General features: G+C 72.2%; 22 protein-coding genes. 13 read left to right on the top strand and 9 right to left on the bottom strand.

Going from position 1 to position 23,061, the window contains the following annotated elements:
• Positions 1–5 precede the first annotated feature (5 nt).
• The 3 genes from IRX98_RS07500 to IRX98_RS07510 all read left to right on the top strand — a co-directional run bounded on the left by IRX98_RS07500 (position 6) and on the right by IRX98_RS07510 (position 4,643).
• Positions 6–917 (top strand): ABC transporter permease, encoded by a 912-nt coding sequence (locus IRX98_RS07500; RefSeq protein ID WP_224275385.1) that lies wholly within the window; start codon positions 6–8, stop codon positions 915–917.
• Positions 917–1,684 (top strand): ABC transporter ATP-binding protein, encoded by a 768-nt coding sequence (locus IRX98_RS07505; RefSeq protein ID WP_224275388.1) that lies wholly within the window; start codon positions 917–919, stop codon positions 1,682–1,684. Before IRX98_RS07500 ends, IRX98_RS07505 begins: the two co-directional genes overlap by 1 nt.
• Before the next feature lie 247 nt (positions 1,685–1,931).
• Positions 1,932–4,643, top strand: a complete 2,712-nt coding sequence (locus IRX98_RS07510; RefSeq protein WP_224275390.1) for an FG-GAP-like repeat-containing protein — start codon at positions 1,932–1,934, stop codon at positions 4,641–4,643.
• Between the two features lie 27 nt (positions 4,644–4,670).
• Here IRX98_RS07510 and IRX98_RS07515 read toward each other — a convergent pair whose 3' ends face one another.
• From IRX98_RS07515 to cofD, 4 genes are all read right to left on the bottom strand, one after another.
• A complete protein-coding gene (locus IRX98_RS07515; RefSeq protein ID WP_224275393.1) occupies positions 4,671–5,378 on the bottom strand; it encodes a TIGR03089 family protein in 708 nt (235 codons plus the stop codon).
• A gap of 9 nt (positions 5,379–5,387) precedes the next feature.
• Positions 5,388–6,128 (bottom strand): DUF3105 domain-containing protein, encoded by a 741-nt coding sequence (locus IRX98_RS07520; protein ID WP_224275397.1) that lies wholly within the window; start codon positions 6,126–6,128, stop codon positions 5,388–5,390.
• A gap of 88 nt (positions 6,129–6,216) precedes the next feature.
• Positions 6,217–7,107 carry a coenzyme F420-0:L-glutamate ligase gene (gene cofE / locus IRX98_RS07525; RefSeq protein ID WP_224275399.1) on the bottom strand — a complete coding sequence of 297 codons (891 nt, stop codon included), beginning with the start codon at positions 7,105–7,107 and terminating at the stop codon, positions 6,217–6,219.
• The gene (cofD, locus tag IRX98_RS07530; protein ID WP_224275403.1) at positions 7,104–8,171 is read right to left on the bottom strand and encodes a 2-phospho-L-lactate transferase; all 1,068 of its coding nucleotides are present in this window, start codon (positions 8,169–8,171) and stop codon (positions 7,104–7,106) included. The genes cofE and cofD overlap by 4 nt, the downstream gene beginning before the upstream one ends.
• A gap of 124 nt (positions 8,172–8,295) precedes the next feature.
• Here cofD and IRX98_RS07535 point away from each other — a divergent pair, with 124 nt between their 5' ends.
• The 3 genes from IRX98_RS07535 to IRX98_RS07545 are packed head-to-tail and all read left to right on the top strand — an operon-like array spanning position 8,296 to position 12,897.
• Positions 8,296–8,553 carry a WhiB family transcriptional regulator gene (locus tag IRX98_RS07535; RefSeq protein WP_091199910.1) on the top strand — a complete coding sequence of 86 codons (258 nt, stop codon included), beginning with the start codon at positions 8,296–8,298 and terminating at the stop codon, positions 8,551–8,553.
• 56 nt (positions 8,554–8,609) lie between these two features.
• Positions 8,610–11,519 carry a glycosyltransferase family 2 protein gene (locus IRX98_RS07540; RefSeq protein WP_224275406.1) on the top strand — a complete coding sequence of 970 codons (2,910 nt, stop codon included), beginning with the start codon at positions 8,610–8,612 and terminating at the stop codon, positions 11,517–11,519.
• A complete protein-coding gene (locus IRX98_RS07545) occupies positions 11,512–12,897 on the top strand; it encodes a DUF5719 family protein (protein WP_224275409.1) in 1,386 nt (461 codons plus the stop codon). Before IRX98_RS07540 ends, IRX98_RS07545 begins: the two co-directional genes overlap by 8 nt.
• A gap of 6 nt (positions 12,898–12,903) precedes the next feature.
• Here IRX98_RS07545 and IRX98_RS07550 read toward each other — a convergent pair whose 3' ends face one another.
• Positions 12,904–13,350 carry a metallopeptidase family protein gene (locus IRX98_RS07550; RefSeq protein WP_224275411.1) on the bottom strand — a complete coding sequence of 149 codons (447 nt, stop codon included), beginning with the start codon at positions 13,348–13,350 and terminating at the stop codon, positions 12,904–12,906.
• Between the two features lie 49 nt (positions 13,351–13,399).
• On the opposite strand from IRX98_RS07550, the gene IRX98_RS07555 reads away from it, so the two are divergent.
• From IRX98_RS07555 to IRX98_RS07565, 3 genes are read left to right on the top strand one after another with little or no spacing between them, the layout of a single operon-like run.
• Entirely contained in the window at positions 13,400–13,762 is a 363-nt protein-coding gene (locus IRX98_RS07555; protein WP_224275413.1) for a DUF3499 domain-containing protein, read from the top strand.
• 15 nt (positions 13,763–13,777) lie between these two features.
• Complete coding sequence (locus IRX98_RS07560; protein WP_308044409.1) at positions 13,778–13,954, top strand: Trm112 family protein; 177 nt, start codon at positions 13,778–13,780, stop codon at positions 13,952–13,954.
• A gap of 14 nt (positions 13,955–13,968) precedes the next feature.
• A complete protein-coding gene (locus IRX98_RS07565; RefSeq protein WP_224275414.1) occupies positions 13,969–15,000 on the top strand; it encodes an SIS domain-containing protein in 1,032 nt (343 codons plus the stop codon).
• Here the strand turns inward: IRX98_RS07565 and IRX98_RS07570 are convergent.
• From IRX98_RS07570 to IRX98_RS07585, 4 genes are all read right to left on the bottom strand, one after another.
• Complete coding sequence (locus tag IRX98_RS07570) at positions 14,997–15,518, bottom strand: GNAT family N-acetyltransferase (protein WP_224275415.1); 522 nt, start codon at positions 15,516–15,518, stop codon at positions 14,997–14,999. The genes IRX98_RS07565 and IRX98_RS07570 overlap by 4 nt on opposite strands.
• A 4-nt stretch (positions 15,519–15,522) precedes the next feature.
• Positions 15,523–15,897, bottom strand: a complete 375-nt coding sequence (locus IRX98_RS07575) for a nuclear transport factor 2 family protein (RefSeq protein ID WP_224275417.1) — start codon at positions 15,895–15,897, stop codon at positions 15,523–15,525.
• A gap of 43 nt (positions 15,898–15,940) precedes the next feature.
• Positions 15,941–16,279 (bottom strand): VOC family protein, encoded by a 339-nt coding sequence (locus IRX98_RS07580; RefSeq protein ID WP_224275421.1) that lies wholly within the window; start codon positions 16,277–16,279, stop codon positions 15,941–15,943.
• 74 nt (positions 16,280–16,353) lie between these two features.
• Positions 16,354–17,841: an HNH endonuclease signature motif containing protein gene (locus tag IRX98_RS07585; protein WP_224275423.1), complete on the bottom strand. Its 1,488-nt coding sequence runs from the start codon at positions 17,839–17,841 to the stop codon at positions 16,354–16,356.
• 191 nt (positions 17,842–18,032) lie between these two features.
• On the opposite strand from IRX98_RS07585, the gene IRX98_RS07590 reads away from it, so the two are divergent.
• From IRX98_RS07590 to mtrB, 4 genes are all read left to right on the top strand, one after another.
• Positions 18,033–19,157 (top strand): DUF808 domain-containing protein, encoded by a 1,125-nt coding sequence (locus tag IRX98_RS07590; protein WP_224275427.1) that lies wholly within the window; start codon positions 18,033–18,035, stop codon positions 19,155–19,157.
• Positions 19,158–19,250: 93 nt separating this feature from the next.
• The gene (ahcY, locus tag IRX98_RS07595; RefSeq protein ID WP_224275430.1) at positions 19,251–20,708 is read left to right on the top strand and encodes an adenosylhomocysteinase; all 1,458 of its coding nucleotides are present in this window, start codon (positions 19,251–19,253) and stop codon (positions 20,706–20,708) included.
• 41 nt (positions 20,709–20,749) lie between these two features.
• The gene (mtrA, locus tag IRX98_RS07600) at positions 20,750–21,454 is read left to right on the top strand and encodes an MtrAB system response regulator MtrA (RefSeq protein WP_224275432.1); all 705 of its coding nucleotides are present in this window, start codon (positions 20,750–20,752) and stop codon (positions 21,452–21,454) included.
• A gap of 4 nt (positions 21,455–21,458) precedes the next feature.
• Entirely contained in the window at positions 21,459–23,060 is a 1,602-nt protein-coding gene (gene mtrB, locus IRX98_RS07605; RefSeq protein ID WP_224275435.1) for an MtrAB system histidine kinase MtrB, read from the top strand.
• Position 23,061 lies beyond the last annotated feature (1 nt).

Consider the following 23,061-nt stretch of genomic DNA (forward strand, 5'->3'; position numbering starts at 1 on the left):
AGGCCGTGAGCACGCCCCCCGTCGGGCGTCCCCGACCCACCTCCGCCGAGCTCGAGGCGCTGCCGCTGGCGCCTCCGGCGGCGACCGGCCTCGCCGAGGTCGTACGCCGTCGCTACCTGCTCGGCATGCTGGTGCGCAACACCATCAAGTCGCGCTACCAGGGCACGGTGCTGGGCTGGGTGTGGAGCTACCTGCAGCCGGCGATCCGGTTCTGCATGTTCTACTTCTTGTTCCAGGTGATGATCGGCCGCGGTGAGGGGACGATCGAGAACTTCGCCATCCACCTGTTCGCCGGCATGGTGATCGTCCACTTCTTCACCGAGACCTTCAACGGCGGCACCCAGTCGCTGGTGCAGAACCGCTCGCTCATCACCAAGCTGCCCGTGCCACGGGAGATGTTCCCGGTCGCGCGGATGCTGGTGGCCGCGTGGCACACCGTGCCGATGCTGATCATCCTGCTCATCCCGTGCCTGTTCCTCGGCTGGCGTCCCGATGCCGTCGGGATGGCGGCCGCACTGCTCGGCTTCACCCTCACGGCGGCGCTCGGGCTCGCGCTCGGCCTGCTCTTCAGCGTGGGCAACGTCTTCATGCGCGACATCGGCAAGGTCGCCCAGACGCTCACGCAGTTCGTCACCTTCAGCGTGCCGATGATGTACCCCTTCACGCTGGTGCAGGAGCGCTTCGGCGAGCCGCTCGCGAGCTACTACCTCCTCAACCCGATGGCCGAGGCGGTGCTGCTGATCCAGCGCGGCTTCTGGATCGGCACCACCAGCGACCCCGAGGCCACCGCCGCGGTGCACCTGCCCGACCACCTCTTCACCCGTGGCCTGATCATGACCGGCATCTCGCTGGTCCTCCTCGTGCTGGCCCAGCGGGTCTTCTCCCGCCTCGAGGCGCGGGTGCCGGAGCGCCTCTGATGACGACGATGATCCAGGTGGAGAACGCCACCAAGTCCTTCACGCTGTCCTACCAGCGCTCGCTCAAGCAGACCGTGCTGGCCAAGGCCCGTGGGCGCAAGACCCACGACGTCTTCAACGCCGTCGACGACGTGAGCTTCAAGGTCAGCGAGGGGGAAGCGGTCGGCCTGATGGGGCTCAACGGCTCCGGCAAGTCGACCCTGCTCAAGCTGATCAGTGGCGTGATGCGCCCCGACTCGGGCTCCGTGCTGACCCGCGGGCGGATCGCCGGCCTGATCGCCACCGGCACCGGCTTCGACAACAACCTCAGCGGCCGCGAGAACCTCTACCTCAACGCCGCCATCCTGGGGATGTCGCGGGCCGAGACCGACCGCAAGTTCGACGAGATCGTCGACTTCGCCGACCTGGGCAAGTTCCTCGACACCGACGTCGCCTACTACAGCTCCGGCATGAAGGCGCGCCTGGGCTTCTCCGTCGCGGTCAACGTCGACGCCGACATCTTCATCGCCGACGAGGCGCTGGCGGTGGGGGACCGGCCGTTCAAGCGCAAGTGCAAGAAGCGGATGGACGAGATCGTCGCTTCCGGCGTCACGATGTTCTACGTCTCCCACGCGCCCGGCTCGGTGCGCAACCTCTGCAACCGCGTGCTCGTGATGGAGAGCGGCAAGCTCGGCTTCGACGGTGACGTCGAGGAGGGCATCCGCTACCTCCACTACGACGAGAGCGACGACAACGGCGACGACGACGGCCTCGGCGCCGACATCTGAGCCTCCGCTTCCCCGCGACTAACGGGTCCGTGCGCGCACTCCCGCCCCCATCGATGGGGGCGGGAGTGCTGCTTTCGGCCCGTTACTGGCGCATCTGTGGCACTCTGATCCAGAATTACACTGATGTAACGGCGTGTCGAGTGGAAATTACACTCTTGTAGTTACTCAGAAACTCTTCCGTGACTGGTGTGACTGGTGTGAACTTCTGCCTTGTGTGACCTTCCCCCACACAGGAGTAGAGATTCCCATGCGCCCTCTTCAGGCACGTCTCGTCACCCTCTGCCAGCAGGTGCTGGCCCTGGGTGTCGTCCTCGTCGTCCTCACCCCGGCCTCCGGTGTGGTGTCGCTCGACATCGTCGGTGAGCACCCCTCGCAGACCGCCCCGGACGCCTCGGCCGCGCTGGTGTCGGCCACCGTGCCGACCTCCGCGGTCACGCCCGAGGTCACCGAGGTGCCGCTGACGGGCGCAGCCGGCGGGTTCTCCGGCCTGAAGGGCCGTACTGTCGCCGGCAGCCCCACCACGGCTCGCGTGCAGAGCACCCCGCAGCCGGTCACCGGCTTCGCGGCCATCGGCGTCACCTGGGAGCACGGGGAGGACCTCGAGGAGGACCAGATCTCGCTCAAGGTGCGCACCCGCACCGGCGAGGAGTGGAGCGCCTGGGAGGACCTCGAGTACCACGACGAGCACGGTCCCGACGCCGACAGCGCCGAGGGTCGCGCGTCGCGTCCCGGCACCGAGCCGATGTTCGTCGGCGACGTCGACGACGTCCAGGTCGAGGCGAGCACCGACGGCACGACCCTGCCCGACGACCTCTCGCTGGCGCTGGTCGACCCCGGCACGGCCCGGGGCAGCGAGACCGAGGCTCCGGCCGAGCAGTCCGACGCGGACGGCACCGCGGCGTACGAGCAGGACTTCGCCGACCAGGACGAGCTGATGCAGTCCGAGGGCCTCAGCCTGCGGGCGGCGACCGCCAGGAAGACCGCAGCGCAGCCCACGATCTTCTCGCGCGCCCAGTGGGGCGCCGACGAGAGCATCCGCAACAAGGGCGCGCTGCGCTACGGCTCCATCAGCGCCGGCTTCGTGCACCACACCGTGAACGCCAACGACTACACCGAGGCCCAGGTGCCGGCGATCCTGCGCAGCATCTACGCCTACCACGTGAAGTCCCGCGGCTGGAGCGACATCGGCTACAACTTCCTCGTCGACCGGTTCGGCCGGATCTGGGAGGGCCGGTTCGGCGGCATCGACAAGCCGGTCGTCGGTGCCCACACGCTCAACTACAACGACTACGCCTTCGCGATGTCGGCCATCGGCAACTTCGACACCGTGCAGCCGCCGGACGTGATGCTGCGGGCCTACGGCGCCCTCTTCGCCTGGAAGCTCTCCCTGCACGGCGTGAACCCGGCGTCGGTCTCGCAGAAGGTCGGTCGCTCGACCTTCCCGGCCATCAACGGCCACCGCGACGCAGGCTCGACCGCCTGCCCGGGGCGCTACCTCTACGCCAAGCTCCCGGTCATCCGGCAGTACGCCAGCAGCGCGGCGCCGATCACCCCGGTGCCACCGACCGTGCAGCCCGTCGAGGTCTCGGCGCCCGCCCCGCAGAACAACCTCGACGCCTCGCCCTACCCCGACCTCGTCGTGCGCCGCGCCTCCGACGGCCGCGGCCTGATGATCCCCACGGGCGGCCTGACGTCGTTCCAGAAGCGGACCGTGGTCGGCAGGAGCGGCTGGGACAAGCGCGCTGACGTCCTGGTCTCACCCGACCTCACCGGCGACGGCCTGGCCGACCTGGTGGCGGTGGACCGCTCCGGGGTCGTGCGCGTCCGGGCCGGCAAGGGCAACGGGAAGTTCGGCGCCACCACCAAGAAGATGTCCCTGCGCGGCTACTCGCTCATCACGGCGGTCGGCGACATCAACGGTGACGGCCGCAACGACCTGGTCGCCCGCTTCAAGGGCCGCCTCACCACGCTCCTGGCGACCGGCCGCGGCGGCTTCGACCGCAAGGTCACCCGCAAGGGCTACAGCAGCTACCGCCAGCTCATCGGCGCCGGGGACCTCAACGGCGACGGCCGCGCCGACCTGCTGATGCGTACCAAGAACCGGCTCTTCCTGCAGACCGGCTACGGCACCGGGCGCTTCGCCCCGCCGCAGCGCGTGGCCGGCAGGTGGAGCGGCTACAACCGCCTCGTCGCCGGTGACTTCAACGGTGACGGCACCTCAGACCTCGTGGCCCGCACCAGCACCGGCAAGATGCTGATGCTCCCCGGACGCGGCGACGGGTCGTACGGCGCCGGGCGCGGCCCGGTCTCCAACCTCAAGAGCATGCGCTGGATCACCGGCACCAACCTGGTCGCCGGCCAGGGTGCCGACCTGATCGGCGTGGCGGGCAAGCAGCTCGTGGTCGTCGCCAACAGGGACACCTTTGAGCTCGGCGCCCCGGTCGACACCGGCGTCTCCTTCGCAGGTCTCGACATGCTGCTCAACGCCGGCGACGTGAACCGCGACGGCGCCGGCGACGTGCTGGGCCGCGACACCTCCGGCCAGCTGCTGCTCTTCGCCGGCAACGGGACGGGCGCCCTGGCGCCGGGTCGCGTGCTCGGTGCGGGCTGGGGCGCCATCTCCGGCCTGACCGCGGTCGGCGACGTGACCGGCGACGGCAACCCCGACCTGGTCGGCAACACCGGCGGCACCCTCGTGGTGTGGCGCGGCAACGGGTCGGGCTTCGACGCCGCCGTGCCGATCAAGGGCGGCGTCCCGATGCCGGCCGGGCTCCCGTCGGACCTCTCGGGCTTCGACTGGGTCTTCGGCGTCCAGCCGATGACGCTGAAGGGCAGGAGCGACTACGTCGTGCGCGAGCGCGCCAGCGGCGTGGTCTACGTATACAGCGGTCGTCGCTCGGGCGTCTCGACCCCGCGCGTGCTGGGCGAGGGACTGGGGGCCTTCGACCTGGCCGGGTGATCAGCCGGCGCAATCAGAGCTGCGCAGTCAGGCCCGCGCAGTCGCCCGTTCGGCGTCGAAGACGTCGTCGAGGCGGTCCGGGTCGGGATTGCGGACGAGGACCAGCGAGCCTCCCCTTCGGAGGGGCTCGGTGAAGGTGGCCATTCCTGGTGGGGAAGCCGGGTCGGCCACCGACAGAAGACGGCCGCCGTCGGTGAGTGCACTCCCGACGGCGGCCGTCAGGTCGTGCAGCCCGTCCTGGGTGAGGGCGTCGGTGGCGAGGTCGTCCCCGGTGGGCGGGTCCCAGGCCGTGAAGCCGTCGGGCTGCGACCAGATCTCCACGCCGACGTCGAGGACGCCGGCCGGGAGCGGCTCGGCGAACCGGACGCCCAGCGGGCGCAGGCTGCACGCCAGCACCGGCAGGGCTCGGGCGCCGGGGGCCCAGTCGGCGAGGCCGTCAGGCCCGCACACGACCGCGTCGGGCTCGTCGGAGGTCGTGACGCGCAGCCCGACCGTCCAGGCCGCGCCGAGGAACACCGTCGAGAGCCAGTGCGGCGGCAGGTCGATCCGCAGCGACATCCCGCGCTCGAGGTCGGCCACGTCGACGAGCAGGCTGGACGCCTTGGCCACCCAGTTGGCGTACGTCGTCAACGACAGCTCGACGCGCTCGCCGGTGGCGTGGTCGTAGAAGGTGACCAGGGGCCGGCCGGGATCGCGCCGCAGGTGGGCGCCGAGCGTCTCGGCGAAGGTGGGCACGCAGCCCGCTCAGACCGCGTTGGGCTCGGGGGAGTCCATGTAGGGGTAGTCGGTCATGAAGGTGTCGAGGGCGGCACCGCTGACGTCCGAGCAGTACTGCCACACGCCGACCGCCTTGGACGGGTCGGTCTCGCCGACGCCGCCGACGGACCAGTGGGTCATGGCGACGTGCTGGCCCTCGGGGAAGGGCTCGCCGTCCTCGGACGTCCACGGCACGGCCTTGAACTTGTCACGGAGGTTGGTGGTGCCCTGGAGCTTCGAGGCGATGCCGCGCAGCTGGTCCATCTTCTCCGCGTCGTCGGCGATGGTCTCGTCGTACCAGAGGATGGTGAAGCCGTGCTCGAGGTTGTGCACCAGCTCACCGGTCTCAGGGCGGTCGGAGGTGGTGTAGAGCTTGCGGTCCATGCTGTCCCACATGTTCCAGTGGGTGCCGAAGGCAGGCGGCGAGTCCGGGTAGGTCAGCGGGGTGCCGACGTCCACGTGCTCCTGGTTGCCCTCCGCGGGCTGGGTGGTGACCTCTTGGCACACCGAGGCCGCGGCGCCGATGTCGCTCAGCGAGTCGGAGGAGAAGGCACGCAGGTCGTACCAGTCCTTGACGGGCTTGAACGCGGCGGCGCCGACGATGAGCACGGCGACCAGGACGCACACGCCGACGATCGCCATGCCGCGACGGTTCTCGCCGCGGGCCTGCTGGGAACGGATGGAGTCGATGACCGCCTGACGGTCGGTCTTCTTTGCCTGCTTGGCCACGGTGCTCGGTGTCTCTCGGTCGGTGGACGACGGACTGCGCTGGCAGAGTCTACGTAGTCGTCGGTGATCCGTCGCACACGACGTCGGATCAGGCCTGCTCCCAGTCCTCGATCCGCCACCCGTGGGCGAAGCAGACGGCCGCGACGGCGGTGCGGTCGGCCGCGTCGGGGAGCCGCCCGATCGCCGCCGCCAGCTCGTCGGCCCCGGCGGGTGCTCCGAAGGGCAAGCGGTCCGCGTCGTCCCCGGCCAGGGCGCGTACGACGGCCTCGCGCGCACCCCACCCGAAGAGGTCCGCCCCGTCCGGGCGCACCAGCGCGACAGCGCCGGTCCCGTCCTCGCCGGGCGCCAGCACCAGGTCCGCGCGGCCGCGCACCACGGCGAGCGGCCGGCCGGCGAGCTTGCCCTGCGCCAGCTCGGCGGCACCGGCGAGCTCGTCGGCGACCGCGGGGAGGGTCACGGCGAGGGGGTTGCCGTGCGGGTCGGTGCGTCCCGCGAAGTCCTCGGCCACCACGAGGCCCGCGGCGCCGATGGCGAGGTCGGTCTGGCCCTCGCGCCAGGCCCGGCCGGCGGTGTCGGTGACGACGACGGCGACGTTGACGCCGGTGCGGTCGCGGAGCTCGCGGCGCAGGGCACGGGCCGACGCGTCGGGGTCCAGCGGCAGGAGCACGACCGACCCCGCGGCGACGTTGGAGGCGTCGACGCCGGCCGCCGCCATGGTGAGGCCCAGGCGGTGCCGCACGATGCGGGTCGCGCCGCGGCGGGCGACCAGGCGCACCGACTCCTCGTCGATCGCCTCCTCGCGCCCACCCCTGCGGGTGCGACCCTCGGCCTTGCTCACCACCTTGCTGGTCACGCAGACCACGTCGCCGTCCGCGAGGCCCGCACCGCTTTGGAGGGCGCCGAGCAGCACGCCGGCCAGGTCGTCGCCGGGCTGGACCTCGGGGAGGCCGTCGGGGGCCCAGACCTCGAGCCGGCTCACGTGCCTGCGTCCGGGCCGGGGGCCGGCACGAGCGCGACGGCGGCCGCCGCCATCGCCGCGGTCGCGTCGTGGTCGGTCATCATCAGCGGAACCGCGCGGGCTGCGATGCCGGCCTCCTCGAGCCGCGGGAGCTGGTCGGCGTCGCGGCTGTCGACCAGCCACCCGTCGAGGACGCCGCCGCGCGAGCGTGCGCCGTAGTGGATCCCGACGGCCGCGGCGCTGACCTCCACGCCGATGCTGGTGAGCATCTGGCGAGCCATGCCGTGCACGTGCGAGGGACCGACGATGGGGGACAGTCCCACGACCGGGGCGGGGGTGGCGCGCACGGCATCACGGATCCCGGGGACGCCGAGGATCGTGCCGACCGACACGACCGGGTTGGACGGCGGCAGCACCACGAGGTCGGCGTCCGCGATGGCGTCGAGCACGCCGGGGCCGGGCGTGGAGGAGTCCTGGCCCACGGCGAGGACCGCCTCCGCGGGCACCTCGGCGCGCAGCCGCACCCAGTACTCCTGGAAGTGCACGACGCGGCGCCCGCTGACGCTGTCGGGGTCCGCGATCGCGACGTGCGTCTCGACCCGGTCGTCGCTCATCGGCAGCAGCCGGACCCGGTCGCCGTGGAGCGGCTCGAGCCACCGGCGGCACAAAGCCTCGGTGACCTGCGAGAGCCCGAAGCCGGCCTCGAGCATCTGGGTGCGCACGAGGTGGGTGGCGATGTCGCGGTCGCCGAGGCCGAACCACGTCGGCTCCACGCCGTACGCCTCCAGCTCGGTCTTCGCGCTCCACGTCTCCTCGCTGCGGCCCCACCCGCGCTCGACGTCGATCCCCTCCCCGAGGGTGTACATCACGGTGTCGAGGTCGGGGCAGACCTTCAGCCCGTGGATCCACCAGTCGTCGGCGGTGTTGGCCACGACGGTGACGTGTGTGTCGGCGCTCCCGCCGGGGACGGCGCCGGTGCGCAGGCCGTGGAGCAGGCCCTGGACGAACCTCGCCCCACCAACACCTCCCGAGAGGACGGTGACACGGCGGAGCGGTGTGGCGGTCGGGGACGGTGATGATGGCATAGGAGCAGCCTGCCGGAAGGCGAACGGGTATATCAGATCCGGGCTTGACTTACGGGAACGACAGGCATGTAATTCCCACAGTGTCATTGGGTTGTTCGTAGCCGGGTCGAAAGGGCTTACCACCATGAGAGCAGAACTGTTTCTTCTCGAACCCGAGGGCGAAGAGCTCGGGTGGCAGGACCGCGCGCTGTGCGCGCAGACGGACCCCGAGGCGTTCTTCCCCGAGAAGGGTGGCTCGACCCGCGAGGCCAAGAAGGTCTGCCTCACGTGCGAGGTGCGTGACGACTGCCTCGAGTCCGCACTGATGAACGACGAGCGCTTCGGCATCTGGGGCGGCCTGTCCGAGCGCGAGCGCCGCAAGCTCAAGAAGCGCGCGGTCTGACCGAGCGCCTCCACGCCGTTTTCGGACGGTCCGGCGCGCCTCGCTAAGGTGCTCCGGTGTCTGTCACTGCGCTTCTCGTCTGTCATGACGGGGCGAGGTGGCTCCCAGCAGTTCTCGCTGGTCTGACCGGGCAGACCCTCCGGGTGGACCGCGTCGCGGTGGTCGACACCACCAGCCGCGACGACAGCCTCGACCTGGTGCGCGACGGCCTCGGCCGCGCCGGTCTGAACGGCTCGTCACTCGTCGTGGACGTCGTCCCGGGCTCCACCAGCTATCCCGCCGCCGTGCGCCACGGCCTCGACCTGGCGCCTGCCCTCGGGGCGGACGGCGAGGACGAGTGGGTCTGGCTGCTCCACGACGACAGCAACCCCGCCCCGACGGCGCTCGCCGAGCTGCTCGCCGCGGCCGAGGAGCATCCTGACGCCGCGATCCTCGGCCCGAAGCTGCGCGAGTGGCCCTCACTGCGGCGGCTCCTCGAGGTCGGCCTGACCATCACCGGCACCGGTCACCGCGAGACCGGTCTCGAGCGCGGCGAGTACGACCAGGGCCAGCACGACGCCGTGCGCGAGGTGCTCGCCGTCAACACCGCCGGCATGCTGGTGCGCCGCGACGTGCTCGAGTCGCTGGGCGGGCTCGACGAGGAGCTGCCGATCTTCGGCAACGACATCGACTTCGGCTGGCGCGCCGCCCTCGCCGGCCACCGCACGCTCGTGGTGCCGCAGGCGGTGGTCTTCCACGCCGAGGCCGCGCACCGCGGCGTACGCCGCACGCCGCTGACCGGGCGCCACACCCACTACCAGGAGCGTCGCGCCGCGCTCTTCACCTCGCTGGCCAACGTGTCGTCGCGCGGCTTCGCCTGGCAGTACGTCCGGCTCTTCCTCGGCTCGCTGCTGCGCGTCGTGGGCTACCTCGGCGTGCGCTCGGTCGGGGAGGCCCTCGACGAGCTGGCCGCAGTGCTCTCGGTGCACGGCCGCCCGCGGCAGGTGCTGGCCGCCCGCCGCCAGCGTGCCGAGCGCCGCGTGGGCGAGCCGTCGGACGTACGCCGCCTCCTGGCCCCGGCGTGGCTGCCCTACCGCCACGGCCTCGACTTCGTCACCGACCTGGCGTCCGCGGCCACCAGCCAGGCCGCCGACGTCGCCGAGCGGCGTCGTCTCGCGCAGGCCCCGGGCGAGCAGGCCGCCCGCGGACAGCGGCGTCCGGTCGAGGACGACGAGGACGCCTACCTCACCGACACCGGGATGGTCGCCCGCTTCTTCACCAACCCGGTCGCGGTCGTGCTGGTGCTCTTCGGCGTGCTGGCGATCCTCGCCGGGCGCGAGGCCTTCGGCTCGATCACCGGCGGTGCGCTCTCACCGGTCCCCGTGTCGGCGGGGGACTGGTGGCGGCTGCACGCCACCTCGTGGCACCCGCTCGGCACCGGCACCGACGTGCCCGCACCCGCCTACGTCCTGCCCTTCGCCCTCGCGGCGTCGCTCCTCCTCGGCAGCACCGGCGCGGTGGTGTCGGGACTGATGCTGCTGGCGGTGCCGTTCTCCGCGTGGGGCGCCTGGCGCCTGCTCAAGGTCGTGGGCCGCCTCGTCGACCCGCTCGGGCTCCCGCGCTGGCTGGTGGTGTGGGGCGCGCTCACCTACGCGCTGGTCCCGGTGACGTCGGGAGCCTGGGGCGAGGGACGCTTCGGCACCGTCGCCGTCGCGGCGCTGCTGCCGTGGGCCGCCCACGCCGCGCTGGGCTTCGTCGACCCCGACCGCGATCGCCGCTGGCGCGCCGCGTGGCGTACGGCTCTCCTGCTCGCCCTCGGCGCGGCCTTCGTTCCGGGCTTCTGGCTCTTCGCGCTGCTGGCCACCGCGGTAGTGCTCGGTGCCGCTGCGGTCATCTCGCCGCGGCTGCTGCGCGAGCGCGACAGCTGGGGACCGCCCGTGGCCGCCGTGGCCGCGACGCCGCTGCTGCTCGCGCCCTGGCTGCTGCCGCTGCTGACGACGGGCTCCGGCTCCGGGCTGCTCCTCGAGGCGGGGCGGCTGACGGTCGACCAGGTCACCTTCGGCGGGCTGCTGACCGGCCGGCTCAACGAGCTCGGGGCGCCCGACTGCCTGGGCATCGTGCTGGGGGTCCTGGCGGTCGCTGCCCTGCTCCCGCGGCGCACGCGTGTGCCGGTCGTGATCTGCTGGCTCGTCGCGCTGGCCGCAGCGCTGGTGTCGGGGGTGCTCTCCCATGTCTCGCTCGACCTGCCGTCGGTGACCACGCGCCCCAGCCTCGGCCTGTTCGTGGTGATCCTCCAGGGCACCGCGATCGTCGCGGTCGCGCTCGGTGCGGACGCCTACCTGCGCCGGCTCGAGGAGCACCACCCCGCCTGGCAGCGAGGCGTCGCCGCCGCACTGGCCGTGGTGGCGGCGGCCGTGCCCCTCGGGGGCCTCGGGTGGTGGCTGACCACCCCCGACAACGCGATGGCACGCGACGCCGAGACGACCGTCCCGGTCTACATGCAGCAGAGCTCGCTGCTCGGCCCGGAGCACGGCGTGCTCGTGGTCGACGGATCCGTGGAGGACGGCGTCACCTACCGCATCCGCCGCGAGGACGGCACCACCGTCGGCGAGGACGAGATCCTCACGCTCGCCGACGAGGACGCCGACCTGACCGGTGAGGTGCAGGCACTGGTGTCGGCGCCCACCCCGGGCGTGGTCGCCGCGCTCGGTGACCGCGGCGTCGAGTACGTCGTGCTCGCCTCGCCCGCCGACGGACGGATCTCGGCCCGCCTCGACGCCACGGCGGGCCTCGAGCAGGCCAGCGCCGAGGACCGCAGCACCCGCGCCTGGCGCGTGGACCGGCCGCTCGACGCAGCCGCGCTCGACGGTCCCGAGCCGTGGTGGCGCACCGCGCTGCTGGTCGTCCAGGGGCTGGCGGTCCTCGCCGCGATCGTGCTGGCCGCGCCCACGGTGCGCCAGCGCCGGGAGGGACGCAGCCATGACTGACGCACCCACGACCGGCAGGCGCCGCGTCGCCGACGCGGCTGGTCGACGCCCCTCACCCCTGACCCTGCTCGCGGTGGCGATCCCGCTGCTGACCGTCGCGGCACTGGCCCTCGTCCGGCCCGCAGCGGAGCCGACGACGGCGTACGCCCCCTCCGACGCCCCGCTCGACCGCTCGACCGCCGTCTGCCCCGCGCGCCTGCCCGGGGCGGACCAGGTGCGCCTGGGCAGCGCCTCCCTCGCGTCCGGGGACCTCGCCGTGCGGGTCGGGCGCGACGAGCGCACGGTCACCCTGGACGACGGTGTCGCGAGCCTCGACGAGCGCGCCTCGGTCGTCGTCGACGGCGCCGGCGAGCTCGCCCCCGGTCTCCTCGCCGGGCGCTCGGGTGCCGGGTCGGCGGTGGCCTGCGACCAGCCCGCCCCCGAGCGCTGGTTCACCGGCCTGGGCGCCTCCGCGGAGCACCCCTCCACCCTGACGCTCGTCAACCCCGACCGGGGCCCGGCCGTCGCAGACGTCGCCCTGTGGGACGGCAGCGGGCTCGTGGACGTCCCGGCGCTGCGCGGCGTCCGGGTGCCGGGGGGCCGGTCGGTCTCCTTCGACCTCGCCGAGGTCGCCCCGAACCGCGACGCGCTGGCCGCCCAGGTCCTCGTCTCGCGCGGACGGCTCTCCGCCGGCGTCGTCGACGTGCTCGACCCGGTGGGCACCGACCCGGCCATGCGCGAGTGGTTGCCGGCGCAGGACGCCCCCGCCGAGACGTCGTACGTCGTCGGGGTGCAGGCAGCGGCCGCCGACCGCACCCTCACCCTGGCCAACCCGGGCGACAGCGAGGTCCGGGTGGCGCTGAGGCTGGTGAGCGGCGAGAGCGAGTTCGCCCCATCAGGCGTCGAGGAGGTGACCCTCGCACCCGCGACGGTGACCGAGGTCGACCTCGCCGGGGTGCTGCGCGGCCCGACCGCCGAGGGGGTGCAGGCCCTGCGGCTCGACGCCACCGGTCCGGTCACCGCCGCGCTGCGGACGCGGACCGCCTCCGACCTCGCCTTCTCCGTGGCGGGCCCCGTCGTGGAGGGCGACACCGCCGTGGCGTTGCCCGCCGGCTCCAAGCGGGTCGTCGTCGCCGGGGCAGAGGCGTCCGGTGTGCTCGTGCTCCGGGCATGGGACGCCGACGGCGAGCCGGTGGTGCGTGAGCGGCGCGTCGAGGTGGAGCCCGCAACCGCGGCTCGCATCCGGCTGCCCGACGACGCGGTGCTGGCCGTCGTCCGGGTCGAGCGCACCGGTGCGGTCGTGTCGGTGGAGGTCGAGGACCGGGGGCTGTCGGTGCTGCCGCTGTCCCCACTGGTGACGACCGGCCAGGTCCCGGACGTCCGGCCCGCGCAGAGGTAGCCCCCGCTAGTCGGCGTACCTCTCGTCGACCTGCCCGGGGGTGAGGTTGAGCAGCTCGGCGAGCTGTTCGACCACGACGGTGTGCACCATCGCCTCGAGCTCGTCGCGGTCGTTCGCGCGGTGCTCGACGGGGCGGCGGAAGATCACCAGCCGGGTCGGGTCCTGTCCCTTGCCGCGCACCAGCGAGGAGAGCGGCACGGTGTCGTCGCCCCAGTCGTCGGGCAGCATCGGGGCGTCCTCGACGGCGTACTCCACCAGCCCGAGGTGGCGCTGCCAGCGCTCGTCGAGCGGGGTGACCACGTCGAGGACGAGCTGGTCGAAGCGCTGCCGGTCGGTGCGCAGCGCCGGCGTCCCCGGCACGGCAGGCATCACCCCGGGGCCGCGCATGCCGCGGCCGCGCCGGTCACGGGTGCGGCGCGGGCGGTCGGGGCGGGTGGGGCTGACGTCGTCCACGCCGCGAGCCTAAGCGCCGCGCGTGCGTGCGGCGGGTAGCGTCGGCGCCGTGAGCCTTGCCCGTCGTTGTTCGCGTACGGCGTGTGGCCGTTCCGCGGTCAACACGCTGACCTACGTGTACGCCGACCAGACCGCCGTCCTCGGGCCGCTGGCGACCTACGCCGAGCCGCACGCCTACGACCTCTGCGACGTGCACAGCGAGCGGCTCTCGGCCCCGCGCGGCTGGGAGGTCCTGCGGCTGGCCCCGGACCCCAAGGCGCAGGGCCCGAGCAGCGACGACCTCCTCGCCCTGGCCGACGCCGTCCGCGAGGCCGGCCGCCCCGCGCCGGCGCCGGTCCCGCTGCACTCGACCGACGACCCGTCCCGCGGCGCCAAGCGCGGGCACCTGCGTGTCCTGACGTCCACCGACTGACCTAGGATCGTGCGCGTGAACATCGACCCGCAGCTGCTGAGCATCATCGTCTGCCCGGCCTGCCACGGCGAGCTGTCGCCCGCGACGCACGCCGGCGCCGACGAGCTCGTCTGCCAGGGGTGCGGCAACGCCTACCCCGTCCGCGACGACATCCCCGTCCTGCTCGTCGACGAAGCCCGCAAGCCGGCCTGAGGCCGGGGTCCGACGTGGCGACCTGGTTCGACGAGGCCCGTCTCGACGACGACGGCGTGCTGGAGACCGTCGACCTGCGCCTGCGCACCCTCGCCGAGAGCGGTGCCCGGGTGCGTCGCGAGGCCCACGCGGCCGCCGCGGCGACGGCCGAGGCCATCGCCCGGGGTCGCGACGAGGCGCGTCCGCGTGCGGTGATCGCCGCCGGTCCCGACTCGCGGCTGCTGCGCGCGGTCCTCGAGCCGTGGTGCCCGGTGCCCTTCGTCGCCTGGCCCAACCCCGGGCTCCCGGGCTGGGCAGGCTCGCTCGACCTCGTCGTGATGCTCGCGCCCGAGGGCAACGACCACGGGTCCGCGTCCGCGGTCGCCGAGGCCGTACGCCGCGGCGCGCAGGTGGCCGTCGCGTGCCCGGAGCGCTCGATGGTCGCCGAGCACGCCGCCGGTCGCCACGTCACGCTGCTGCCGACCGTGACCGGCGACCAGCTCGCCACGGCCGTGGTGATGCTCGACTACCTCGCCCACATCCAGCTGGGACCCCACGCCGAGGCCGAGTCGGTGGCGGAGTCGCTCGACGAGGTCGCCACCAGCTGCTCGCCGCACCGCGACCTGGCCGTCAACCCGGCCAAGATGCTGGCCATCGCGATGGCCGACACCAACCCGCTCGTGTGGGGCGGGTCCGTGCTTGCCGCCCGTGCGGCCCGTCGCCTTGCGGAGTCGCTGCGCCGCACGAGCGGACGCTCCGCGATCGCGGGCGACGCCGAGCACCTGCTGCCGGTGATCGAGGCCACCAAGCCGCACGACACCTTCGCCGATCCCTTCTCCGACGAGCAGGCCGACCTGCGCCCGCTGCTGCTGGTGCTCGACGACCGCGCCGACGACCCGGTGGTCCGCGAGCAGGCGGGTGAGCTGCGGGCCGCGGCCGCGCGCCACGGCGTACGCGTCGAGACGCTCGAGACCGACGCCGACGCCGAGGTGGCGCGCTACGCCTCGCTGCTGCTGACCGGCACCTACGCCGCGGAGTACCTCCGCGTCGGGCTGGTCGACGACTAGGTCGGCTCGGCCCTCGCCGGCGTCGTCAGCCTCGTCCCGAGGACGAGCGCGTCGCCGCCGTGGACGTACGCCGTCCGCTCGAGGACCATCCCGAGCCCGCGGGCGACGCCCTGCGAGGGGGTGTTCTCCGGGCGGATGATCGCCACGAGGTGCTCGATGCCGGCGGCGGCCGCACAGTCGCGTACGGCGATCGCGGCCTCCGTGGCGTAGCCGTGGCCGCGCAGGGCCGGCACGACGTGGTAGCCGACCTCGACGTGGGGCTCACCCTCGACCTCCTGAACGGTCAGGCCGCAGTCGCCGACGAACTCACCCTCATGGGTCTCGACGACCCACAGCCCGAACCCGTGGTCGGCGTAGTTGCGCTCCTGCCACTCGATCCAGCGCACGGCGTCGTCGCGGTCGCGGGCCGGTCGGTCCACCAACACGGGATCCGGGGCCGAGAGGAGAGTGGTCATGTCGTCGAGGTCGGCCATCGTCATCGGACGGAAGCGCAGGCGCTCGGTGGGCTCGGGCAGCACCGGCTCAGGCTAGTGGCCGGGTGCCGTCGGGTGCCTGCTGGTCGACGTCGGTCCACACCTCCGTGAGCTCGGCGAGGAGTCCGTCCCGGACGGTGGCGAAGCTGGCGACGGCGAAGACCTGGTCCCCGCCGTGGGGCTCGGTCCCGATCACCTTCGCGCGGAGGACGCCGCGGTCGTCGGCGGCGACGAGGTCCTCGACGTGCATGCGCTGGAAGCCCGGGTAGTCGGCGTTGAGCCGGACCCACCCGTCGCGGTCGAAGACCTCACCGGTGTGGACCAGCCGACAGGTGAAGTCGGGGTGCAGGAGGTCGGGCAACCCTGCCCAGTCGTGGGCGTCGATGACCTCGGCGAGGCGGGTGAGCAGGGCGGCGGTGTCCATGTCGCGAGTGTGGCGCGGGGGACCGACAGTGCTCGGCGAGTAGTCAGGATTCCAAGCAGAACTCGTTGCCCTCAGGGTCGAGCATCACGACGAGGGTGTCGTCCTGGCGGACGGTCCGAGCGCCCAGCGCCACGAGCCGGTCCCGCTCGTCGGCGAGTGGACCCATCGCCCGCAGGTCGAAGTGCTGGCGGTTCTTCGCGACCTTCGTCTCGGGAACCCGCTGGAACCACAAGCTGGGGCCTCCCCACCCGGCGGGTTCGACCCACGCGCGCTCCGACGTGCTGTCCTCGTCGACGTCAGAGCCGAGCGCGGCCGCCCAGAAGGCCGCCAGTGCGAGCGGATCGTGGCAGTCGAAGGTCACGGACTTCACGAAGGACGGCATAGGTGCACGCTAGTAGCCGAGGAGGACGTGCCTGTGGCCCCGCCATCACGTGGGTGGCGGGGTGTGGGGCGGGGTCATCTTCGCGGTGACGGGATCCGCGGTGTGCTGGAGTCGGGTGGATCAAGCGCGGTCGTGCCGGTGCGGTCTCGGCGGTAGCGGTGCCCGTGCGGGGACGTCCACTCGAACACTCCGGGCGCGGCCATGTCATAGCGCCAAGCACTGTGGGTCTTGAGGCGGTGGTGGAACCGGCACAGCGCACCCAGGTTCTCGGTCTCCGTAGGTCCGGGCTGGGGTCGACCTTCCGCCTCGGCGTCATGGTCGTACTCGATGACGTGGTCGACGTCGCACCCGCGCGCCGGTCGACCGCAGAATGGGAACACGCAGGTGCGATCGCGAAGAACCACGTGCTCACGGATCCGGTCCGGGATCTCGTAACCGGGCGCGGACTTCTCCTGGTTGAGGTCGATGACCGGCTTGACCGTGACCTTCGTCCGCGAGTCGCCACACCACGACTTCAGCTGCTCCAGCAGGACCAGCCTCTGCCCCTCCTCCAGCCGCCCCGTCGACCCGAACACGGTGGTGTCGCCGGACAGGGTGGCGTCGAAATGGGCGTGGAGGACGACCTCGCGGGCGGCAGGGAGGTCTGGTCTCGATACGCCGGCTCGTTCCTCACCGGCTACTCGACCACCAGCCGAGTCACTTGCTACTCGACCACCAGCAGAGTCACTTGCCGGTCGACCACCAGCAGGGTCGTGGAGGTCGAGCGCGGTCTGCGTCCGCGCCAGGTCACCCAGCGCCTTGGCCCGACGGGCGTCGAGCGGCAGCTCGGACCCGAGGGCCTTCATGGTGGCTGCGCCGTGGGCGAGGGCCTGGTGGAGGTCGAGTCCGTCGGCGAGGTCGATCTCGGCCTCGAGCCGCACGGTCCCGGCGAAGTGGACGTCCTCGTCGTGGATCGTGACGTGGCGCGGGTCGACGTGGAGGTACCCGTCCTCCGGGTCCGCGGCCAGGTCCGTCTCGGCCAGGTCGAACCGCTTGATCGTCTCCGCGACCAGCCGGTCCAGCTGGGCGGGTCCGATCTTCCCCGCGACCGCTGCGACCTGCGCGTCGACGAACCGGGCGGCTTCCACGGTGAGGGCCGGACTCGAGTGGATGGTCGCCTCCGCCACCGCCCGGGCTCGCCAGGCCGGCACCCGCCCGGCGTGGACCTGCGCCCACAACCGCGGGAGACGGTGCCGCAGCTCGAGGGCGTGGCCGATGAGCTTCTTCGCCGACACGCTCGTGATGCCGAGGACAGTGCCGAGCTCGGCGACGCAGAACTCCGCCACCAGCGGCGTACCCGGACCGGCGATGGGCTCCTCGTGCTCACACCCCGCGACGGTGAACGACGCGGCGGAGTGGATCGACTCCGGAGGGTGCAGGTCGGCCCACCGGGCGGCGAGGTCGAGCTGGCGGGCGGCGGCAGCGTCTTCCACGCTGCGGGCGGAGCGGATCGAGGCGAGCAGGGCCGTGGGGCCGAGGGCGTCTGCCCCGGCCTCCGGCTCCACTTCCAGTTCCTCGATCATGCGTTCGATCCTAGGGAAGGGGTCCGACAACGGGCCAGGTCTCCGATGCGCCTCGCTCGTTCCTCGCTCCGGCTGCTCGACCACCGGCGGTGGGGGCGTGCTCGGCGACTCGGCCACCCGGGGGAAGCGGGTGCGCCGATAGGCTGCCCCACGCACCACCCCTTCCCGACCCCTGACCCGGAGGACCACCCATGGCCGGCGGACTGTTCGCCCTCCTCGACGACGTCGCCGCACTCGCCCGGATCGCCGCGGCCAGCGTGGACGACGTGGGCGCCGCCGCCGGGCGGGCCAGCATGAAGGCCGCGGGCGTGGTCGTCGACGACACGGCCGTCACGCCGCAGTACCTCCACGGGTCCCCGGCCAAGCGCGAGCTGCCGATCATCAAGAAGATCGCGATCGGCTCGCTGCGCAACAAGCTGCTCTTCATCCTGCCGGCCGCGGTGCTCCTGGGGCAGTTCCTCCCGCAGCTGCTGCCGGTGATCCTCATCTTCGGCGGCGGGTTCCTCGCCTACGAGGGCGCGCACAAGGTGTGGGAGAAGGTCAGCGGCCACGAGCCGGTCGCCGAGGAGGCGGAGGAGGAGCTCACCAGCGCGGGTGAGCTGAGCCCTGAGCACGAGGCGAAGACGGTCGCCGGCGCCATCCGGACCGACTTCATCCTGAGCGCCGAGATCATGGTCATCGCGCTCAAGGAGGTCGTCACGTCCGACCCCGACGCCACCATCTGGATGCGGGCGATCGTCCTGGCGGCGGTCGCCGTGCTGATCACGGTCCTGGTCTACGGCGTGGTCGCGCTCATCGTGAAGATGGACGACGTCGGGCTCCACCTCGCGGAGAAGCCCTCCAAGGGAGCCCAGCGCGTGGGTCTCGCCCTCGTGTCCGCGATGCCGCGCCTGCTCACCGCGATCTCCCTCATCGGCACGCTGGCCATGCTGTGGGTCGGCGGCCACATCCTCCTGGTCAGCCTCTACGAGATCGGCGGAGACGGCGGCCTGCTCGACGGCACCGCGTTCGGTGACGTGCTGTATGCGCCGTACGACGCGATCCACCACTGGGAGGACGCCGTGCACGACGCCGTCGGCGGGACCCTCGGTGCGCTGCTCGGCTGGGTGGTGAACACCTTGCTCTCCGGTGTCGTCGGCCTCGTCGTCGGCGGTCTGGTGCTGGCCGTGCTGCACGCCTTCGGGATCGGCGGCGGCCACGGCTCCGGCCACGGCTCCGGGCACGACTCCCACGACGAGGGCGGCGTCGACGGGCACGACGCCAGGCACGACGAGGCGGCCCCCGGCGGCACCGCCGAGGATTCTCCGAATCGCTGAAGGCGGTTTTACCCTCTTCTGGTCCGCGCGGGAGATCCCGACGATGCACAGATGTGCGGCGCAGACGCACCTCCTCGACACCAGGAGACACAGATGGACTTCAAGGTCGCCGACCTCAGCCTCGCCGCCTACGGCCGCAAGGAGATCGAGCTCGCAGAGCACGAGATGCCCGGCCTGATGGCCATGCGTGAGCGCTACGGCAAGGAGCAGCCCCTCAAGGGCGCCCGCGTCGCCGGCTCGCTGCACATGACGATCCAGACCGCCGTCCTCATCGAGACGCTCGTCGCGCTCGGTGCCGACGTGCGCTGGGCCACCTGCAACATCTTCTCGACCCAGGACCACGCTGCCGCGGCCGTCGTCGTCGGCACCGAGGGCACGGTCGACGCCCCCGCCGGCACGCCCGTCTTCGCCTGGAAGGGCGAGACCCTCGGCGAGTACTGGGACGAGGCCGAGAAGGTCTTCGCCTTCAGCGACGCCGACGGCAACCCGGTCGGCCCCAACGTCCTCCTCGACGACGGCGGCGACATCACGATGCTGCTGCACCTCGGCGTCGAGTTCGAGAAGACCGGTGTCGTGCCGTCGCAGGACAGCACCGACAACGAGGAGTTCAAGGAGGTCCTGCGGGTCCTGGCCCGTTCCGTGGCCAGCAAGCCGGGCTACTGGACCGCCGTCGCGAAGGACATCAAGGGCGTGTCCGAGGAGACCACCACCGGCGTGCTGCGCCTCTACGAGCGCTTCCGCGAGGGCACGCTGCTCTTCCCGGCCATCAACGTCAACGACTCGGTCACCAAGTCGAAGTTCGACAACAAGTACGGCTGCCGCCACTCGCTCATCGACGGCATCAACCGCGCCACCGACGTCATGATCGGCGGCAAGGTCGCGGTCGTGTGCGGCTACGGCGACGTCGGCAAGGGCTCCGCGGAGTCCCTGCGTGGCCAGGGTGCGCGCGTCATCGTCACCGAGATCGACCCGATCTGCGCCCTGCAGGCCGCCATGGACGGCTACGAGGTGCGTCGCCTGGAGTCCGTCGTCGAGACGGCCGACATCTTCATCACCACGACCGGCAACTTCAACATCATCACGGTCGAGCACTTCCACAAGATGAAGCACCAGGCGATCGTCGGCAACATCGGTCACTTCGACAACGAGATCGACATGGCCGGCCTGGCGAAGATCCCCGGCATCGTCAAGGACGAGATCAAGCCGCAGGTCCACCAGTGGATCTTCCCCAGCGAGGGCGACGAGCCCGGCAAGAAGATCATCGTGCTGTCCGAGGGTCGCCTGCTCAACCTGGGCAACGCCACCGGGCACCCGTCGTTCGTCATGTCGAACTCCTTCACCAACCAGGTGCTGGCGCAGATCGAGCTGTTCACCAAGGCCGACGACTACGAGCTCGGCGTCCACGTGCTGCCCAAGCACCTCGACGAGGAGGTGGCCCGCCTGCACCTCGACGCCCTCGGTGTCGAGCTGACGGAGCTCACCAAGGAGCAGGCCGAGTACCTCGGTGTCGACGTGGCCGGTCCCTTCAAGTCCGACCACTACCGCTACTGAGTCCTGCTCATGACTGCGGGTGCCAGCCCTAGACTGGCGCCATGAACGATCCTGTCGAACCCGCGCGCGGAAGCGTGCTCGTCGTCGACGACGACGCCTCCCTGGCGGAGATGCTCTCCATCGTCCTCCGCCAGGAGGGGTTCGACAGCCGCATCGTGGGCCGCGGCGACGTGGCCCTCGACGCGTTCCGCGACTACAAGCCCGACCTGGTCCTCCTCGACCTGATGCTGCCCGGCAAGGACGGCATCGACGTGTGCAAGGAGATCCGCGCCGAGTCGGGCGTGCCGATCGTGATGCTCACCGCGAAGGGTGACACCGTCGACGTGGTCGTCGGCCTCGAGTCCGGGGCCGACGACTACATCGTCAAGCCCTTCAAGCCCAAGGAGCTCGTCGCCCGCGTCCGGGCGCGCATGCGTCGCAACGACGTCACCCCCGACGAGGGCCTCACCATCGGCGACGTGACCATCGACGTCGCCGGCCACTCCGTGACGCGCGGCGAGGAGCCGATCAACCTCACGCCCCTGGAGTTCGACCTCCTCGTGTGCCTGGCCCGCAAGCCCTGGCAGGTCTTCACCCGCGAGGTGCTGCTCGAGCAGGTCTGGGGATACCGCCACAGCGCCGACACCCGGCTGGTCAACGTGCACGTGCAGCGCCTGCGCTCCAAGGTCGAGCACGACCCGGAGAACCCGGAGGTCGTGGTGACCGTCCGCGGTGTCGGCTACAAGGCCGGCAAGTCCCCGGCGTGACCCGATGAGGCTCCTCGACCGGTTGCCGCCGGTCCTGCGCCACGGGCCTGCCTTCTGGCGACGCTCGGTGCAGGCACGCGTCGTGGTCAGCACGGTGCTGCTGTCCGCCGCCGTCGTCGGCATCGTCGGGTGGTTCCTCATCCAGCAGACCCGCGACGGCCTGCTCGAGAACCGTGTCGACGCAGTCGTGCAGGAGGCCGAGGGCGAGACCGAGGCGGCCCGCGCCGGGCTCGCCGCCCAGCCGGGCCTCGACGTCGACGAGTCCGCGCAGCAGCAGGCGCTCGTCGAGCCGATCCAGGCCCGTGGTGCGACCCGCGGCTTCGCCGTGGTGCTGTCGCCGCCGATCAGCGAGGGCGTACGCCTGGCCGACGGAGGCGCGAAGTTCACCGAGGGCCTCGACCTCAGCAGCGTGCCGGAGAAGCTCGAGGCGCGCTTCGACTCCGTCTCGCCGACCGCCTGGACCTACACCGACATCCGCACCACGCGCGAGATCCCCGGACTGCCGGAGGGCCCCGGCATCGTGGTGGGCAGCCAGGTCCGGCTACCGGCCGACGACAACACCTACACCCTCTACTACCTCTACCCCCTCGCCGAGCAGCAGGAGACGCTGGCGCTGGTCTCGCGGGCCATGCTCGTCGCCGGCGTCCCGCTGCTGCTGCTCGTCGCGGGCCTCACCTGGCTGGTGACCCGGCAGGTCGTGACGCCGATCCGGATGGCGCGACGCGTCGCCGAGCGACTGGCGGCCGGCCACCTCCAGGAGCGGCTGCGGGTGCGGGGCGAGGACGACCTCGCCCGCCTCGCGACGTCCTTCAACCAGATGGCCTCCAACCTCCAGCGACAGATCCGCCAGCTCGAGGAGCTCAGCCGGCTCCAGCGCCGCTTCGTCTCCGACGTCTCCCACGAGCTCCGTACGCCGATCACGACGGTGCGCATGGCCAGCGACGTCATCCACGACGCGCGGCCCTTCCTCGACCCCGTCACCGGTCGCGCCGCCGAGCTGCTCCAGAAGGAGCTCGACCGCTTCGAGACCCTGCTGGCCGACCTGCTCGAGATCAGCCGCTTCGACGCCGGCGCCGCCGTGCTCGAGGCGGAGGACGTGGACCTCGTCGACGTCGCGCGGCGCGTGGTCGACATGACCTCGGCGCTCGCCGCGCAGCGCGACACCCGTGTCGTGCTGCACGACCCCGGCTCGCCGTGCGTCGCCGAGGCGGACGTACGCCGGGTGGAGCGGATCGTGCGCAACCTGGTCACCAACGCGATCGACCACGCGGAGTCGCGTGACGTCGAGATCTTCGTCGGCTCGGACCGGCAGTCCGCGGCCATCGCGGTGCGCGACCACGGGATCGGCCTCGGGCCGGGGGAGTCCGCGATGGTCTTCAACCGCTTCTGGCGTGCCGACCCCGCCCGGGCCCGCACGAGCGGCGGCACGGGCCTGGGCCTGTCGATCTCGCTCGAGGACACCCACCTGCACGACGGGTGGCTCCAGGCGTGGGGGCGTCCGGGCGAGGGTGCGCAGTTCCGCCTCACGCTGCCGCGCCCGCTCGGCACCCAGCTGCGGCACTCGCCCCTGCCGCTGGTGCCCGACGACGCCCGGGAGACCGCATGAG

This window comes from Nocardioides lacusdianchii (assembly GCF_020102855.1).
GTDB lineage: Bacteria > Actinomycetota > Actinomycetes > Propionibacteriales > Nocardioidaceae > Nocardioides > Nocardioides lacusdianchii.